21 protein-coding genes are annotated in these 14,692 nt (G+C 68.7%); 1 reads left to right on the top strand and 20 read right to left on the bottom strand.

What is annotated here, in order from left to right; all coding sequences use genetic code 11:
* Positions 1-14 precede the first annotated feature (14 nt).
* From CSW59_RS20750 to CSW59_RS06205, 10 genes are all read right to left on the bottom strand, one after another.
* Complete coding sequence (locus tag CSW59_RS20750) at positions 15-344, bottom strand: hypothetical protein (protein ID WP_161495026.1); 330 nt, start codon at positions 342-344, stop codon at positions 15-17.
* A gap of 90 nt (positions 345-434) precedes the next feature.
* Positions 435-1,367: a hypothetical protein gene (locus tag CSW59_RS06245; protein ID WP_099443227.1), complete on the bottom strand. Its 933-nt coding sequence runs from the start codon at positions 1,365-1,367 to the stop codon at positions 435-437.
* 6 nt (positions 1,368-1,373) lie between these two features.
* A complete protein-coding gene (locus CSW59_RS20560; RefSeq protein ID WP_143754963.1) occupies positions 1,374-1,715 on the bottom strand; it encodes a hypothetical protein in 342 nt (113 codons plus the stop codon).
* The gene (locus tag CSW59_RS06235) at positions 1,712-2,152 is read right to left on the bottom strand and encodes a hypothetical protein (RefSeq protein ID WP_099443226.1); all 441 of its coding nucleotides are present in this window, start codon (positions 2,150-2,152) and stop codon (positions 1,712-1,714) included. Before CSW59_RS06235 ends, CSW59_RS20560 begins: the two co-directional genes overlap by 4 nt.
* On the bottom strand, positions 2,149-2,646 hold the full coding sequence (locus CSW59_RS06230; protein ID WP_099443225.1) for a phage virion morphogenesis protein: 498 nt from the start codon (positions 2,644-2,646) through the stop codon (positions 2,149-2,151). The genes CSW59_RS06235 and CSW59_RS06230 overlap by 4 nt, the downstream gene beginning before the upstream one ends.
* A complete protein-coding gene (locus CSW59_RS06225; RefSeq protein ID WP_099443224.1) occupies positions 2,646-3,089 on the bottom strand; it encodes a DUF1320 domain-containing protein in 444 nt (147 codons plus the stop codon). Before CSW59_RS06225 ends, CSW59_RS06230 begins: the two co-directional genes overlap by 1 nt.
* Positions 3,089-3,553 (bottom strand): hypothetical protein, encoded by a 465-nt coding sequence (locus CSW59_RS06220; RefSeq protein WP_099443223.1) that lies wholly within the window; start codon positions 3,551-3,553, stop codon positions 3,089-3,091. Before CSW59_RS06220 ends, CSW59_RS06225 begins: the two co-directional genes overlap by 1 nt.
* Before the next feature lie 4 nt (positions 3,554-3,557).
* Complete coding sequence (locus tag CSW59_RS06215) at positions 3,558-4,505, bottom strand: phage capsid protein (protein ID WP_099443222.1); 948 nt, start codon at positions 4,503-4,505, stop codon at positions 3,558-3,560.
* Between the two features lie 45 nt (positions 4,506-4,550).
* Positions 4,551-4,925, bottom strand: a complete 375-nt coding sequence (locus CSW59_RS06210) for a capsid cement protein (RefSeq protein ID WP_099443221.1) — start codon at positions 4,923-4,925, stop codon at positions 4,551-4,553.
* A 25-nt stretch (positions 4,926-4,950) separates the two neighbouring features.
* On the bottom strand, positions 4,951-6,093 hold the full coding sequence (locus CSW59_RS06205) for a hypothetical protein (protein ID WP_099443220.1): 1,143 nt from the start codon (positions 6,091-6,093) through the stop codon (positions 4,951-4,953).
* Between the two features lie 264 nt (positions 6,094-6,357).
* Here CSW59_RS06205 and CSW59_RS06200 point away from each other — a divergent pair, with 264 nt between their 5' ends.
* Complete coding sequence (locus CSW59_RS06200) at positions 6,358-6,837, top strand: hypothetical protein (protein WP_143754962.1); 480 nt, start codon at positions 6,358-6,360, stop codon at positions 6,835-6,837.
* Between the two features lie 194 nt (positions 6,838-7,031).
* Here CSW59_RS06200 and CSW59_RS06195 read toward each other — a convergent pair whose 3' ends face one another.
* The 10 genes from CSW59_RS06195 to CSW59_RS06145 form a co-directional block, all read right to left on the bottom strand.
* On the bottom strand, positions 7,032-8,345 hold the full coding sequence (locus tag CSW59_RS06195) for a PBECR2 nuclease fold domain-containing protein (protein ID WP_099443218.1): 1,314 nt from the start codon (positions 8,343-8,345) through the stop codon (positions 7,032-7,034).
* On the bottom strand, positions 8,342-9,853 hold the full coding sequence (locus tag CSW59_RS06190) for a DUF935 family protein (protein WP_099443217.1): 1,512 nt from the start codon (positions 9,851-9,853) through the stop codon (positions 8,342-8,344). The genes CSW59_RS06195 and CSW59_RS06190 overlap by 4 nt, the downstream gene beginning before the upstream one ends.
* On the bottom strand, positions 9,853-11,343 hold the full coding sequence (locus CSW59_RS06185) for a terminase large subunit domain-containing protein (protein ID WP_099443216.1): 1,491 nt from the start codon (positions 11,341-11,343) through the stop codon (positions 9,853-9,855). Before CSW59_RS06185 ends, CSW59_RS06190 begins: the two co-directional genes overlap by 1 nt.
* A 211-nt stretch (positions 11,344-11,554) precedes the next feature.
* Positions 11,555-12,097, bottom strand: a complete 543-nt coding sequence (locus CSW59_RS06175; RefSeq protein ID WP_099443214.1) for a DUF3486 family protein — start codon at positions 12,095-12,097, stop codon at positions 11,555-11,557.
* Positions 12,098-12,100: 3 nt separating this feature from the next.
* Entirely contained in the window at positions 12,101-12,400 is a 300-nt protein-coding gene (locus CSW59_RS06170; RefSeq protein WP_099443369.1) for a hypothetical protein, read from the bottom strand.
* Positions 12,400-12,768: a hypothetical protein gene (locus CSW59_RS06165; RefSeq protein WP_143754961.1), complete on the bottom strand. Its 369-nt coding sequence runs from the start codon at positions 12,766-12,768 to the stop codon at positions 12,400-12,402. The genes CSW59_RS06170 and CSW59_RS06165 overlap by 1 nt, the downstream gene beginning before the upstream one ends.
* Positions 12,769-12,773: 5 nt before the next feature.
* A complete protein-coding gene (locus CSW59_RS20745) occupies positions 12,774-13,001 on the bottom strand; it encodes a TraR/DksA C4-type zinc finger protein (RefSeq protein WP_161495025.1) in 228 nt (75 codons plus the stop codon).
* A 210-nt stretch (positions 13,002-13,211) separates the two neighbouring features.
* On the bottom strand, positions 13,212-13,739 hold the full coding sequence (locus tag CSW59_RS06155) for a hypothetical protein (protein WP_099443211.1): 528 nt from the start codon (positions 13,737-13,739) through the stop codon (positions 13,212-13,214).
* A complete protein-coding gene (locus tag CSW59_RS06150) occupies positions 13,736-14,020 on the bottom strand; it encodes a hypothetical protein (RefSeq protein WP_143754960.1) in 285 nt (94 codons plus the stop codon). The genes CSW59_RS06155 and CSW59_RS06150 overlap by 4 nt, the downstream gene beginning before the upstream one ends.
* On the bottom strand, positions 14,010-14,642 hold the full coding sequence (locus CSW59_RS06145; protein WP_099443209.1) for a glycoside hydrolase family 108 protein: 633 nt from the start codon (positions 14,640-14,642) through the stop codon (positions 14,010-14,012). The genes CSW59_RS06150 and CSW59_RS06145 overlap by 11 nt, the downstream gene beginning before the upstream one ends.
* Positions 14,643-14,692: the final 50 nt, after the last annotated feature.

The raw sequence follows: 14,692 nt of genomic DNA, 5'->3' as shown, positions 1-14,692 counted from the left end.
ACGGGCCGCCTCTTTCAGTTTTTTGCCGGGATGCCCTGCACGAAGTTCTGATAGGCGTTGATCAGCGCGGTGCGGACGTAGACCCGCCGCAGCATCTTCAGACGAAGCTCTTCGGTCAGTTCCTCGCCTTCCAGGCCGACCCACCAGGCGTTGATCCAGGCCCAAGGGTTCTCGCCGGTGATCGCCTCGCTGGCGGCCTTGGCTTCGTCCTCCGGCAGGATCTTGAAGACGGCGGTGATCTCCTGGATCTGCACCGTGCCGCCCGGCTGCGGCACCGGGATGCTCACCGGCCAAGCGCACTCGAAAGCCTCGTCGAGGCTCTTGAAGTCGAATTTCACGGACATGGAACATGGTCCTTCAGGGGTTGAACTGCGGTCACAAGTCGGGCGCGGAGAGGTCTCCGCGCCCGCTCGAATAGGTGGCGCGGGCGCGCGCTAGGTCAGGGCGATCGACAGGTCGTCGTCGGTGTTGAGAGCCGAGGGGACGAGGCTGAGATCGACGTCGGTGACGTCCAGGCCCTTGTCGTCCGAATAACTGGGCTCGCTGTTCTGGAAGCGGGCGTTGACCGTGATGATGTTGCCGGCCGTGGCGCCGTGCACGAGCGCGAGGGTCGAGACCGTGTCGTTCTCGGCCAGGGTCTCGAAGTTGAGAACGCTGGGCAGCAGCGTCCCGCACTTCAGCTTGCCGCTGAAGATCCGCTCGCCGACCAAGTCCACGCGCCGTTGGTTCGGCCGGTCGCTGAAGACGACGTTGTCGCCCTGGTCGATCGACAGGCTGCGGAACGGGGCCGCCGCACCGGCCACGGTGAAGGTGGTGCGGCCTTGGGTGATCGGCATGGCGTCGACCCAGCCGGTCCAGGTGGCGTCGGCCTGGGCGATGACGGCGCCGTCCGCGACGGCCGTCTTCAGACCCTTGAAGCTGAAGGTCAGCATCGGACGCTGGTTCTCGTCGAGCTTCAGGCCCAAGCGGCCACGCGCCATGGTCAGCTTGTGCGTCCGGCGGCCTTCGCGCCAGGAGATGGTGCCGGACGGCGACGCGCTGGGATCGGCCGCCGGCGCATAGGTGACCGACGTGGTCGCGACGATGGTTTCGGCGAAGCCGCAGAACTTGGCCAGGAAGCCCCACTTCGGAGCGGTGCCCTTGGTGCCCGACGCGGTCAGCGGCACGTTGAAGGTCAGCTCGCCGTACTGGCCGGTGAGCTTGCCGGCCACCGGACCGACGCCCGGCTTGTCGACGGTCGTCTTGCTGCGGTCGCCTTTGGGCGTGAACTGGACGCCTTCGGCCCAGACGACGTCGGTCGCGGTCGGGGCGGCGTCGGTGCCTTCGACGGTCTCTTGCTTGATCAGCAGAAGCTGGCGGTCAGCCATGTCGGCTTACTCCTTGGGTTCGACCGGCGCGGCGGCCGGCTTGGGCTCGGAAGCCGAGGACGTCGGCTTGGGCGCGGAGGCGGCGGCGCGGGCTTGGCGGCGGGCGTCGGCAGCGGCTTCGCTGGAGCGCGCCTTGGCGGCCTCGATGGCGGCGACGACCTGAGGCGGCGGCGGAAAGCCGGCCGCCTCGCTGGCCTTGGCGATGGCCTCCAGCTCGGCCAGCTCAAGCTCGGGCGCGCCATGGCTGGCGTCCGCCGGCTTGGTGGCCTCATCCGTGCGGACGAAGGCCTCGCCATCGGCTTCACGTTCAAAGGTGCCGGGCACGGCCCGGGGATCGACTTCGCTCACGACTGGGCTCCGTAGGTTTCGTGGACGCGCACGCGGAAGCGCAGCAGGTGAAGCCACCGGCCGCCGTCCTTCGCGGCGTATTCGAGAAGGGTTCCGCCGGCGTACTGGACCGGCCCGGCCGCGCCGTCCGGGATCCAGCCGCGAAGGGCGGCCTTGATCTGGTCGCGGGCGGGTTCGAACTGGGCGAAGCCGCCGGGAAAGACCATCGCCATGGTCACGCCGAAGGTCCAATCCTCGACCTGGGTCACCATCAGGGCGGCCTGGCTGACCGGATAGGCCTCGTCCGACAGCGGGGAGACGATCGCGGTGACGTCGGCCGCGAGGGCGAGGGTCTCGACCGTCGCCTCGGCGTCCATGGCCGGGGCGACCTGTAGGACGGCCGGACAACGGACCGGATCAGCCAGGCGCGCGGCGGCGGCGGCGTAGAAGCCGATCATGCGCCACCCACCGCGGCTCGCGCCCAGTGATCGCCGACGATCTCCACGACGGCCTGGTTGTCGTTGACCGACATGCCCAGGTACTCGCGCTTGGGCAGCGTGACGCTGCGGACCGTGACGAACTGGCCGCCGTAGAGCGTGAAGGCCAGGGCCTCGCCATGGGCGCTGATGACCGCGCCGGTCTGGTGGACCTTGGCGTAGATGAGGTTCGACCCGACTTCGACCGCGTTGGCCTCGACCAGGTGGTGGATGCTGTCGCGCAGATGGGCGCTCAAGACGAGGGTCGGGGTGCCGGTCTTCTCGGCGCGAAGCGACGCCTTCCAAGGCGTGCCATCGGGCGCGACGTTGGTGACGAACCGCTTGACCGTCGAGCCTTCCAGCTCGGAGCCGATGTCGGACAAGACCGGGCGCAGATCCTCGCCGACCTGGCGCATACGCCGCAGGCCCGCCAGCACATCCGCGTGGTCGATCGTCAGGGTGTAGGCGAGGCTCATCAGCAGCCTCCCAGGAACGGCGCCAGACCGGCGTCGTCGAAGACGCGATCCGGGGCGTCGATCAGCACCGCCGCGCCGCCCGACGTGGTCTCGGGATCCTGGGCGCTGCCGGCGGTGACGCCCAGCGTGGCGCGGCCGGCGGCCACGTCCTTGGCCCAGGCGCGAACCCGGTCAGCGGCCTTGAGCACGAAATCACGGCCCTGCCGGTCCAGCTCCTCGCGGGCCAGGATGCAGGCGTTGGTGGCGACAATGTCGGGTACCGGCGCCAACGGCACCGTGAACCTGGTCGCGAAATAGCTGTCCAGGGTGGCCGACGCTCGGTCGAGCGCACCCTGGATCTTTGTCGCGTCGTACCCCGTCGCCGGCGGCGTCGGGGTGGCGAGCGCGCGCGCTTCGGCCTCCCCGACAAGCGCCACGAACTGGGAAACGACGGCGTAGGACATCAGGCGTCCTTCTTGGCCTTGGCGGCGGCGGCCTTGGCGGCCTTGGCCAGCTCGGCGCGGATGACCTCGACCTGGTCGCCGAAGGCCTTCATGCGGCTGGCCAGATCGTCGCTGCCGATGACCAGGCCTTTGAGGGCCTCGGCCAGGGCCAGCTTGTCGCTGTCCGTGCCGCTTTCAGCCGCGTCCAGGAAGGCCAGGTTCGCGGCCAGCATGGCCTGGGCGGCGCTGGCGAGCTGGGCGATCGCCGCCGTCGCCGTCGATGAGATCGAGGTGACGCCATCGACGACAGGTTCGGCGGTGCCGGCGGCCAGGCGCGCCGTGGCGACGTCCAGTGGGATCTGGTCTTCGCCATAGGTCGCGCCTTCGGGCAGATCGACGCCTTCGACGACGGCGCCTTCCGGAATGATCCGAAGGCCTTCGACGCCGGGCATCGCCAGGGAGATGGTGGTGAGCAGGATGCGCATGGTCCTAGGCCACCGCGTCCTGGAAGAAGTAGGCGGCGTCCGGAGCCGTGATCAGCTCCTTGACCGTCTCGCCGACGCGCACGCGCACGCCGCCGCGAAGGCCGATGTCGCTGTCGGGCTTCTGCATGGCCACCCGTTCGCCATAGGGCACGGTCATGCCGAAGGTGACCCCGCGTTCGCGGTCGGCCAGCTTGTCGCGGTAGATGAAGGCGGCGTGCTTGCCCCAGGCTCGCGAGAGCGTCTGGGCCTGGCCGCGCTTGGCGGTGTTGTAGAACGCCCCGCCGACCAGCACTTCTTCCAGCTCGAAGACTTCGGCGAAGTCCTGACGGCTGACCATGCCGGCGTCGCCGCTGCTCTTGTTCACCGCCTTGACGATGAACGGATTGCGGCGGAGAGCGGCCCAGGTCATGGCGCCGAACACGGCCACGTTCGGACGCATCAGGACGCCTTCCAGGGCGGGCGCGATCGCGGCCACCGGATCAACCGTCGAGACCGACCACTGGGTGCCGCCCACCAGCTGCGTCTTGTTGGCGGCGGCGTAGGTCGCCGGATTGAACACCACGCCGGCGGTACGGACTTCGCGGTCCAGCGCGATCAGGTTCGCCAGCCATTCGGTGGCGCGCTCCTGGGGACGGGCGAGCGCCTGGTTGATGGCCGAGTTGGCCTGATCGATGTCGTCCTGGGGGATCTCGTCCTCCAGGCCGTAGTCCATCGCCTCGGAGGTCAGCTTCGTGCCCGAGAACTCGACCACGTTAGGGCGACCGCGACGGCCGACCTTGGTGTCCGGGATCGTCAGGATCTCGCCCTGTGGGAAGCTGGTGTAGCTGAACTGCTTGGTGCCGACCGGCTGGACGCGCGGCAGCACCTCGTCGGCGATGAGCTGGCGGTTGCGATACGCGATCGCGATACCGGTCAGCTGCGGGTCGATGGTGAAGGGTGCGGAATTCGACATTGCGGTTGGGCCTTCGTCGGTGAGGGCGGGGGCTAAGGCGGGGCGCTAGCCCTGCATCAGGCCTTGCGAGAGGAGGAAGTCGCCGATGTCGCCGTTGGCGTAGGTGGCGTTGGCGAAGCCGATGATGCGGACGTTCGAGCCGGCGGCCGGGGCGGCGGCGACGGCCTTGCCGTTCGCGTCGCTGGTGACCGGAGCGCCGCGCGTGATGGCGCCGCCCACGTCGATCTCGGCGACGCCGGTGAGGCGCACATCCACCCGATCGCCGGCGACGCAGTCGGCCGACATGTCGCTGACGCCGAAGATGGCGTCCGTCGCGGCGGCGCCCTGCAGCACCTGGCCGTCAACGGCGTCGAATTTCACGATCCGCCGACGCGCGACAGCGGCGCCAGCGGTGTAGTTCTTGGTGAGACCGGGATGCATGGCAGAACCTTTTTTGGGGTGAGGCTTAAGCGTTCAGGGACTGGCGGACGCGCGCGCCGGCCTCGGCGAACGAGATCTGCTCGCCGCGCGCGGCGGCTTCCTCGACGATCGCGCGGGTCTGAGCGGCGATTTCGGCGATGCCCAGCTCGCCAGGCGCGGCGCCGGCGGGCGCGACTTCGGAGAAGACGATCGCCTGACCCAGGCCGCCGAGCAGTTGGCGAAGCTGGTCGCGCGGAGCGGCTTCACCCTCGGCGAACGAGATCGCCTGGTCGCCGTCGAGGACGCCCAAGAGCGTGCGCACCTGGTTGGCGTAGGCCGGCGGCAGGCGGCCGGCGCTCACCAGGCCATCCACGAAGGCGCGGTCATCATCGCGGGCGGCGGTGCGGGCCGCCTCGGAGAAGGCGACCTGGTCGGACTTGATGCGGTTCTCCCGCTCGGTCAGGACAGCCTCGCGGGCGTCCAGCTCGGCGGCCCGAGCTTTCAGCGCGGCGGCCGCCTCGGGAGTTGCGGCGGCGGCTTCGGAGAAGGCCGGCGCGGCCTCGGCGGCCGCCTCCGCGCGCGCTTCACTCGCGATGCTGGTCGCGGCCTGATCAGTCCAGGCGCCGAGCGCGCGATCGGCGTCTTCTTGGCCGAACTTGCCGAGGATCCAGTCCCGGATGCCTCGGAAGCCGTTGCCCGTGGTGGATGCCAGCCAGCTGACCAGGTCCATCTCGGCGAAGGAGATCGGTTCGGCTTCGGCGGTCTCGCTGAAGGCCGCGCCCAGCCCCTTGATGGCCGGCGGCTCGGCGCCCAGCCAGCCGACGCTGCGCAGATAGTATTGACCCGGCTTCGGATTGGCCGGGTCGTTCGGGCCGTAGAAGTCCGCCGAGCGGAAGCGATAGCGGCCGGCCGCCACGCCCTCGGCGAAGGCCGGATCGATGTTGCCGGCGACGGCGACCAGCTGGCCGTCCTGGACTTCCAGCTTGTCGACCCAGCCCCATGCCGGGGCGTCGGTCTTGGGATGACCCAGAACGTAGGCGGCCTGGTGAACCGCGGGGTCGTAGCTCGCGGCGATGGCGGCCACGTCGGCTTCGCTGAAGGTATAGTAGCGACCGTCCATCGCCCGATGGCGGCCAGCACGGAAGATCGGGTTACGCTCGGGGCTGGCGACTTCGGTGCTGCTCGACATGATCTCGATCGGGGCTCAGGAACGGGGTGGACAGCGCGTCCGTTGAGCCCCCAATATCGAGAGTGTCGGCGAGGCCTTCGCACCCGACAGATGTCGGGGGTACTGTCAGGCTTCCCTGATCAGCCGGCCGATTCCATGCCCCTGAACTACTGCCCTACCTCTGTGGCGTCGCCCGCGTCGCCTGGGCCGCACACCGTAATCTGCTCGACTGCGGCGCCGGTTCCGCCGCCAGTGCTGTGGGCGCCCGTCGCTAGCGCGGTCGTCTTGGTCGGCCTGATCGCGGCCACGATCGCATATCGTCAGTGGCGGACAGCCGCGACCAAACTCCAGCTTGAGCTTTACGGCCTGCGGCTGCCCACCTTCCAGATCGTCAGAATGTTTCTCGATGGCTGCTGGGTGGGCGGGGTAAGCCGCGAGAGCCTGGATAAGTTGAGATCGGCGGGCGAAGAGGCGGCGTTCCTGTTCAACGACGAGGTCGCCGGCTTCATGCGCGAGATCTATCGGAACGGCATGACGGCCTACATGGCCGAAACCGGCTACTGGGACGAGGAGGATCAGTATTCTGTTCCCCCCGACGAGGACGAGGCCGAAGGGCTGTGGCGGGAGCTGCGCGGGAAGAGAAGCAGAGCGGTGGAACTCTTCGCACCCTTCTTGAGACTCGAAGAGCGGAACAACGTTGCATGGCGATCGGTCCTCCGGGCGGCGGAGGATGCGCTGAAGTCTGCCCTGGAGAAGCTGTTCTAGGTTGGGAGCAACCAACGCTCCTGGAACGCCATAGAAGGCCGTGGAAGGCGTAGAACGGTCCGAGACGGCCATCCGGACGCCCCTCTCGACAAGCCGCCTCCACGGCCCTAAATTCCAAGAGCGGTCCAATCCCGGCGGATGCGGGGTCCAAACAGACCGACATGACCCCCGGCGGCGCCCCGCGCGGGGGTCTTTCATTTCCGGGCATAGACCAGAGCGCCAACCCGGAAGCCGACATCGGTCTGGGTGCGTTGGTCCTTGGCCTTGCCCCGGTTGCCCGGCGGATAGGCCGTCGCTCCCCACCACACGCCCTCCCGTTCGTGAAAGCTGACCACGAAGGCCTCCCGACCATCTGGCGACTTGATCCAGGAGACGTAATTCCGGACGAAGACCGAGGTCCCGTCGCTGCGGCTCTGGATCGAGTGCCAGATCTCGTCGGGGTCTTTCAGTGTCGCCGCCAGGATCTCGGCATAGGCGGCGCGGCCGGCGAGGTGCTCCTTGGCCGCGACGCTGGCCCCGGCGGCCGTGTGGCGTTCGAACATGCGACGGCCGACCACCACGGGGACTTGGGCCGCGTCCGTGAACACCTCGCCCTCGCCCTTTCCAAGCGCTTTTGAAAAGGCTTCGAAGACCGCTTGAGGTTCGGCTCCGCCGAGATCCGGACGCAGCCGCACGCCCGTGGGAAGGCTCCGCGCCTGGCGAACGTTCGGCAGCGCGCGCGGCATGCGCTCGCCCTGGACGTAGGGACGCTGGCGCTCTGGCGAGGCCGGCGGCACGAAGCTGGCCAGACGCGCCTCGCCGACGTTGTAGTCGAAGCCAGGGTCCACGCCTTCCGGGACCTCTCGCGTCTCGCCGGTGCGCTTATTGGTCCAGGTCCGGGTGTCATAGGCCCCGACCCTGCCCAGCTCCTCTTCCGACGTGACCGCCGCACCGGCGCGTTCCGAGGTGATGAAGCACATGCAGCCGAAGCCGTTTGGCGTGAAGTGCGTCTTCCAGAATTGATGGCCGATCGGCAGCGTAATCCCATCCCAAGCCAGATGCTCCAGGCGTGGATGCTCCCGTGGGGTGTGGTGATAGGTGAGGAACGGCCGGGTGCTGGCCGAGGCCATGAACCGATCCCAACGGCCGACCGCATGGGCCATCCGCATGTTGGTCTCGAAGATCGTCCGCAGCCGGCGCGGCGACCCGAGCTGGACGGGGCGGGTCTCGCCCGTCGCGGGATCCGTGGCCAGCGCCTTGCCCCACCACCCCTTCGCCTGCAGGAGCGGCGTCAGCTCCTGGATGAACTGCTCGCGGCTCTTCCCCGTCTTGATCGCCTCGACCAAGCCCGCGTGGATATCGACCAGGATGTCGCGCGTCATCGCCTTGGCGACGACGAACGAGACCAGGTGCTCCTCGCGCTGGACGTCCCTCCAGTCGAACGAGAAGCGACCGCCGACCACCTTGTTCTCCAGGTAGTCAACGGCCTGGGCCGGCGGCCTGGCCTGAAACTCGATCACCCCGCTCATGAGCGGTCGGCGTCGGCCTGGGCCATGCGCGTCGAGATCGCCGCGCCGGCGCGGCCGCCGACGCGCGCCTCGAAGAGAACGCGCCCCAGTCGCTCAACGAGCTGGGCGCCGGCCGGATCCGCCAGCAAGGCGCCCAGCTGGTCGGCGGCGGTCTGGAGATCCGGCTGGCCCTCGACGAACGCGACGACCTGGTCGCGCAGCGGGCCGACGACCTGTTCCCAGTCCAAGGCGTCGATGTAGTCGTCGACGGCGTCCCGCGTGCTGGGTTCGGCGAAGGCCGGCGAGCTTGCCGCCGGCGCGGCCGGCTTGGGCGCCATGCGCCAGCCAGGGCCGACGATCGCGGCGATCACCTCGTCGCTCTCGGGTTCTAGGCCCGCGTCGCGCAGCGCCTTCACGGCCTTGCCCTTCTTCTCCAGCAGCTCGGCGGCGGCCGCCTCGTCCTCGGGGCTGGGCCGCGAGATCAGCGGCGTGCGCGCACCGGGGAAGTTCCAGGCGGTCAGCCAGGCGGCCGGGCCGTTCTGGAAGCTCTCGCACTGCAGCTCGGCGTCCGCGTCGGTCAGCTCCTCGCGGACTTCCATGTGGACCTGGCTCTGCGACAGGCTGGCGCCGTCGTCGGTCGTCATGGTCTGGCCGAGGATGATCTTGGCGATCGCCGCGTTCATCTGGCGCAGGAACGTGGCCTGGTCGACCGTGCCGCGAGCCGCCTCGAGGAGCGCGACCGTCATACCCTCCGGGATGGCGGCCGCCCCATCGGCGCGCAGCCGCTGGGCCACGGCCAAAGCCTGCTTCTTCGTCTCGGGGTCGGCCGTCGTGGGATAAGTGGCGTAGGTCGAGGGCGCGCCGTACTTTTCAAGGGCGCGCAGCCAGAACGACAGGCCCTGCTTTTTGAAGAACACCGGCCAATAGAGCTGGTGCGCCAGGCCAAGGCCGTAGGGATCGTCGTCGTTGTCCGCGCCCCAGCTGGTGGTCCAGAACTTCCGATCTGGGACCGGTTCGCCCTGGATGCGGTTCGCCCTGGTCAGCATGCGAAGGCTGTTGTCCGTGGCGTAGCGGAAGCGCCACGGCACGCGCACCTTCGGCTTTCCGAGCCAGATCTTGCCGTCGCGGGGCTCCCACATGCACTCGGTGACGGCGTGCCCGTAGAACGCGCCCCAGAGCGCCATTCCGCAGGTCCGGTCGAACGGGATCTGCGCCAGGTTCTCCCGGAGGAAATCCGCGGCGGCCACCGAGGCCGGGTCGTCAGCGCCCGGCTTGATCAGCACCTGGCGCGACGTCAGCGCCAGGCGGCGTTGCTGGAAGCAGGCGTGGACCTGGTCGTCGCGACGCAGCTCGCGGTAGGCGGCGTAGTTGTTGCCGAGGCGCGCCAACACCGTGTCCTGGATCTCGCGCAGGGCGCCCATGAACGGGATGGTGATGTCAACGCCGGCGGCGCTGATCGCGACCTCGCCCAGCTCGGGAGCCGGCGGCTTGGCGGCGGCCTCTTGGGCCTTGGGATCGGTGGTGGCCATTAGATGAAGCCCGAGAAGTCCAGGGGTTGGTCGTAGGGGTCGCTCAGATCGCCGCCGTGGAAGCCTGGCGGCGCGCCGGTGAAACCGGCGGTCAGCGCTTCGGGGGTCACCACGCCGCCCATGCTCGCGGCCCGGCAGGCAAGGCCCGCCGCCCAGAACTCGTCTGCGTGGACCTCGTCGGTGGCGTTGACCAGGCTGACACCGCCGCCGGCGGTGCCCTTCTTCTTGATGGCTCGGAAGTCTGCGCGGATCGCCGGCAGCGGCGGGATCCGGATCTTGCACTGCTCAACCCGGTCCTTCAGGGCGATGGCGAGGTCCAGGCGCGACGGTCCGGTGAAGAGGACACCAACGCAACGGGTTAAGCCGTACTTGGCCTGTTCATCCTCGACCACCTTTTCACCCATGCCGCTCTGGTCGATCCAGTAGGCGGTCATCCGGCGCTGGGCGATCAGCGCGGCGGCCGCGTCGTCCTGGACCTTGAACTTGGTGTTCTGGAAGAGCTGGCGGTCGCGCAGCCAGAGCACGTCGCCCACCAGCTCGTAGCCGTGCAGGACGGCCAGGTCGCGGCGGCGGGCCACGTCTCGGCCCAGGTACCAGAGGCCGCCGGCATACAGCTCCGGCTTGCCCGCGTCCGGGTGCTCGCACGCCTGCAGATCCTGGGGATTGATAAACGAGCCCGCGCCTTCCTTGGGCACGCAATCCAGCTCTTCCTCAGCGTCGTCGCCATAGGTGTCGCGGATGTCCTTGATCCAGAGATCCTTGGGCAGGATCTGGCGGCCCTTGATCGACGCGGCGAGGGCGATCCGCTCATAGAGCCCCTGGGCGATGGCGTCGTCGAATGTGATCTTCTTGACCATGCCCTTGCGACGGCCGCAGCGGACATCGTCCAGAAGCAGGTTGAACGGGTTGGACGCGCCGTCGTGGGTCGAAACGACGACAACCTGGCCGCCCCACATGAGCAGCGCCAGGGCGGCCTTAATGACCTCGACCAGATCCTTGTGGAACGCCGCCTCGTCGATGATCACCAGGCCCTGCTTACCGCGCAGGGCGCGCGGCACGCTGGGCAGGGCCACGATCTTGAAGCCCGAGGCGAAGCGGATCCGGAAGGCCTGCACCTTCTCGCCGTCGCCTTCCAGGATCTCTTCGTCAGCCGCCTCGGCCGCCATGCCGAAGGCTCTGGCCCACATGCCGCAGGTGTCGATGAACTCCCGCGCCATCTCCTGATCGTAGCCCATGTACCAGGCGTTCATGCCGCCGGCCGAGGGCTGGGCGGCGGCCTTCATCACGGCGTAGGCTGCGAGACCCCACGTCAGGCCGATACGGCGGCTCTTCTCGATCACCAGCAGCGCGGTGCCGGTGTACAGGTCTTCGAGCGTGCTTGCCTGGTAGCCGAGGAGCAAGTCGCCGCGACCGAGGCGGCTCAACGCCGCCTCGCCATTCAGCCTGTCCCAGTCGGGTTGACCGCTCGGATCGTTCGGGGAGCGCCTCATGACGCACCGCCTTCAAGGCCGCCCGTGTAGAGCGTGAAAGTCACAGGGTGGGCCAGGAACCACCTCTGGGTGACGCTCCAAGCCCAGATGGGAACAAGCCAGCACCAGCGGCCGTCGCCGACCGGGGTCGGTAGCCACGCGAAGGTGGCCCGAGGCGCTCTATTGATCACCTCGTCGGGCAGCAGATGCGGCTTCGCCGGCAGGGCCTTCATCAGCCCACACCTAGGACGGCGTGCTTGATCGCCTCGATCGTGTCGGCGGACATGCCGCGCTGCTTGGCCACGGTCTCGGCCTTGGCGGCGGCTTCCTTCGCAAACTCTTCCCGGAGTTTCAGGACGCGATCGGCATCGACCTTCTGGGCCGAGGCAAGATCCTTCAGCGCGCCGGACAGGAACTTCACGGCCTTCGGGTCGAGTGTGACCGGATCACCCTCTTCATCCTCGGCCCCGGCGGCCGCCGTGAGAACCTCGAAGACCATGCCGTGCATGAGTTCCATGTTCATGCGGGCGACCTGGTTGTCGGGCTGATCGCCAAAGCGCGCGGTAAGGGCCTCGGCCATGATGCGGGAGCGGCGCATCCGCTCGCCGACCTCGGCTAGGGTCTTGACGTGCCTGCCGAGCGCCGAGCGCGAGACCCCGGCCTTCAGCTCGGAGAGCTTCGCCATGATCTCGTCGATCGTGGCGCCTTCCGAACGCAGGCTGCCGATCAGTTCCCGGACTTCCTTGGGCAAGCGGTCGATGGACGAGGGGCGCATGGCTCAGCCCCTCGGAGACGGGCGCTGCACCCCAGGCGCGTTTGCCCGACCAGCGGCGACGTCCAGGCCGCGCTCGGTGGCCGTGGCGATCGTCAGGCTCGCCATCGGCTTCTCCAGCCTCACGAGGCCGTTCTCCTCCAGCCACGCCAACTGGGTACGGACCTGGTCGCGGGTCGCCGGGACGCCGACGTGGTCGCAGGCGCTGGTAAGCAGGCTGTCGTTGGCTTTGTAGGCTGGGGCCTCCGCGAGCACCCGGAGGATGGTCAGCCGCAGGTGAGCGGCGAAATGTTCGGGGTAGGCCATCATCCGCGCTCCACGCCTTTGGCCAGGAAGTAGCTCTCGATCCGTTCGATACCGGCGCGCGCGCCATCGACCTTGGAGGCCACGGTGTCGACCTTGCCCGATACCTGGGCCAGATCCGCCTTCGTCGGCAGCTTGGCGATGTCGTGGCGGATGGCCTCGACGTCCTTTTCCAGGACGGTGATCCGCGTCTCATGATCATCGACTGCGGCTTCCGCTTCCTGGTCGGCTGTCGTGAGCGAAGCGACCGCCGCGTCAACAAGCTTCTTGACCTCGGTGGTCGCGAGCTGGCGCAGAGACCAGCAGATCCACGCGGTCAGCGCCTGAATGGCCAGGGCCGCGATCGGCCAGTACTTCATGAGCGACGACACGCGGGTCAGCCTTTCGAACGGAGAAGCTGGAGGCGCTCGTAGGCCTCCTGACACATGAGACAGCGGCGGGCGCCGGGGTTGGCCTTCAGGCGGTCCGTCTCGATCGGATCGCCGCAGGCCAGGCACTCCGAGAAGACGCGGACCGGCGGCGCGGCTTTGCGGCGGATTTCGGCCACGGCGCTCTCGCGCTCGGCGATCTCGATCTCCTGGGCGTCGTCGGCGAAGTCGGTCACTTCGCCACCGCTTGGTCGCAAGCCTTTCGGGCGTCCTGGACGATCGCCTCCGCCGCCTCGCCGCGCGCGATCTTGGCGTCCAGGTAGGCGCCGCCGGCGGCGTTGTGGCGGATCACTGCGTCGGCTCCCAGCACCGGGACCGTGGGAAGCTGGCGACGCAGGTCCGGCGGGCAGACGAGGCGCGTGACTTCCTCGCGCTCGATGATCGGATCATGGGCGCTCGCTGGCGCTGGCCCACCGTGCGCGCATGCAGTCAGCAGCGCAGACGACAAGGCCATCGCCATCGCGAGGCGCGGCTTGGAGAGCAGCGGCCGCACGGGCTTTCCTTTCGGCTTGAGTGGATGCCGAGGCGGTGGCGCGGGCGATGGCCGCGTCCTGGCCCAGGCGTTCATTGGAAAGGGCTTGGGTCAGACGGCCGGCCTCGCGCCGCGCGACGTCGCGTTCGGCCTGGACGGTCTTGACCGGCTCGGTGCAGGCGGCGGCGACGCCGTAGGTGTTCTCCGGACGGGCTCGGAACGCGGCGTCACAGGCCCGCGCACGGTTCGCGGCCAAAGCGGCCACGGCGATCGACGACGGGCAGGCCCGCCCCGGATCGGCGGCGGGTGGCGCGTCGATCGCGACGGCGGCGGCGCAGGCCTTCAGGATGGCCGCATCCTCTCGCCAACCCGCGACGGTATGGATGCCGGCGACGATAGCGAGGACACCGACTAGGCCGGCGAGGATCTTCCAATAGGTCACGACAGATCTCCAGGCGGCGCCTGGCCACTCCGAGCGGCGGCGGTCAGGCGGGTGATGTCGGTCACGGTGGCGCCGGCCATGTAGAGCAGCGCGTCGATCGTGCTGGTCGCGACCAGGGCGAGACCGAGCCATTGGAGAGGCTTGCCGGCGGAGGCGGCGGCGGTCGGGAGCCGCCAGATCACGACACCGATCAGAGCGGCGTAGATCAGCGTGCGGCCAAACGCGAAGACGCGCCGCCAGGTCCACCGCACCTCGGGAAGGATGAGCGGGTTAGGCGACACGGCCAAGCTCCTTGGCGCGGTTCAACCAGCCGCCCAGGAAGCGCTCCAGCTCGCCGTTCCGGCTGACAAGCCAGCGATAGTGGGCGGCGGCCTCGTTCCGGATTTCCGTCAGCAACGGGCCGGTGCGCTGTGCCTCGGCGACGCCGCCAAACGTCTTCTCGCCCAGCACGCCATCCGTCGCGAGCGGAGGAGGCCCGAACCTGTTGACGGCGCGCTGCAGCAGCCTGACGGCGGTTCGCGTGCCCACGTTCACGCCGAGGTCGAAAATCGCCGCGTCGATCGGCGCGGGCAATCGCCAGAACTTTGTCTCGATGAAGAACTTCGGCAGATAGAGCGCTTCCGCGTTCGCCGGCGTGAGCAGCTTGACGTCCAGGGCGTCGATGTCGCCGTCGCGATCGAGGTCGAAGTCCGCGAAGCCGTCGCGGTCGGCGTCGATCAGACCATTGATGACCAGGAAGCGAAGGCTCACGCCGTACTTGGTGGCGCCGCCAGGGTCCTTGGGGTCGTTGACGAACGGGCCCTCGGTCTTAAGCAGACGGCCATATAGCAGACGCCAGCGCAGCTCATGGTCCGCAGTCCACCCGGTCGGGCGAGCAACGAAGGCAGGATCAGCGGCGTTCATGGTCTAGCGAGGCCCCGGAAAAATGCCGGTCTTGCGGACCGGCCTCTGTT

Source organism: Caulobacter sp. BP25, assembly GCF_002737755.1.
GTDB lineage: Bacteria > Pseudomonadota > Alphaproteobacteria > Caulobacterales > Caulobacteraceae > Caulobacter.
This window is presented reverse-complemented; position numbering and strand designations above follow the sequence as displayed.

Excerpts from the sequence above, each read along its gene's own strand:
- CSW59_RS20750 (WP_161495026.1), bottom strand. The coding sequence starts at position 344 with ATGTCCGTGAAATTCGACTTCAAGAGCCTCGACGAGGCTTTCGAGTGC.
- CSW59_RS06245 (WP_099443227.1), bottom strand. The coding sequence starts at position 1,367 with ATGGCTGACCGCCAGCTTCTGCTGATCAAGCAAGAGACCGTCGAAGGC.
- CSW59_RS06235 (WP_099443226.1), bottom strand. The coding sequence starts at position 2,152 with ATGATCGGCTTCTACGCCGCCGCCGCCGCGCGCCTGGCTGATCCGGTC.
- CSW59_RS06230 (WP_099443225.1), bottom strand. The coding sequence starts at position 2,646 with ATGAGCCTCGCCTACACCCTGACGATCGACCACGCGGATGTGCTGGCG.
- CSW59_RS06225 (WP_099443224.1), bottom strand. The coding sequence starts at position 3,089 with ATGTCCTACGCCGTCGTTTCCCAGTTCGTGGCGCTTGTCGGGGAGGCC.
- CSW59_RS06220 (WP_099443223.1), bottom strand. The coding sequence starts at position 3,553 with ATGCGCATCCTGCTCACCACCATCTCCCTGGCGATGCCCGGCGTCGAA.
- CSW59_RS06215 (WP_099443222.1), bottom strand. The coding sequence starts at position 4,505 with ATGTCGAATTCCGCACCCTTCACCATCGACCCGCAGCTGACCGGTATC.
- CSW59_RS06210 (WP_099443221.1), bottom strand. The coding sequence starts at position 4,925 with ATGCATCCCGGTCTCACCAAGAACTACACCGCTGGCGCCGCTGTCGCG.
- CSW59_RS06205 (WP_099443220.1), bottom strand. The coding sequence starts at position 6,093 with ATGTCGAGCAGCACCGAAGTCGCCAGCCCCGAGCGTAACCCGATCTTC.
- CSW59_RS06195 (WP_099443218.1), bottom strand. The coding sequence starts at position 8,345 with ATGAGCGGGGTGATCGAGTTTCAGGCCAGGCCGCCGGCCCAGGCCGTT.
- CSW59_RS06190 (WP_099443217.1), bottom strand. The coding sequence starts at position 9,853 with ATGGCCACCACCGATCCCAAGGCCCAAGAGGCCGCCGCCAAGCCGCCG.
- CSW59_RS06185 (WP_099443216.1), bottom strand. The coding sequence starts at position 11,343 with ATGAGGCGCTCCCCGAACGATCCGAGCGGTCAACCCGACTGGGACAGG.
- CSW59_RS06175 (WP_099443214.1), bottom strand. The coding sequence starts at position 12,097 with ATGCGCCCCTCGTCCATCGACCGCTTGCCCAAGGAAGTCCGGGAACTG.
- CSW59_RS06170 (WP_099443369.1), bottom strand. The coding sequence starts at position 12,400 with ATGGCCTACCCCGAACATTTCGCCGCTCACCTGCGGCTGACCATCCTC.
- CSW59_RS06145 (WP_099443209.1), bottom strand. The coding sequence starts at position 14,642 with ATGAACGCCGCTGATCCTGCCTTCGTTGCTCGCCCGACCGGGTGGACT.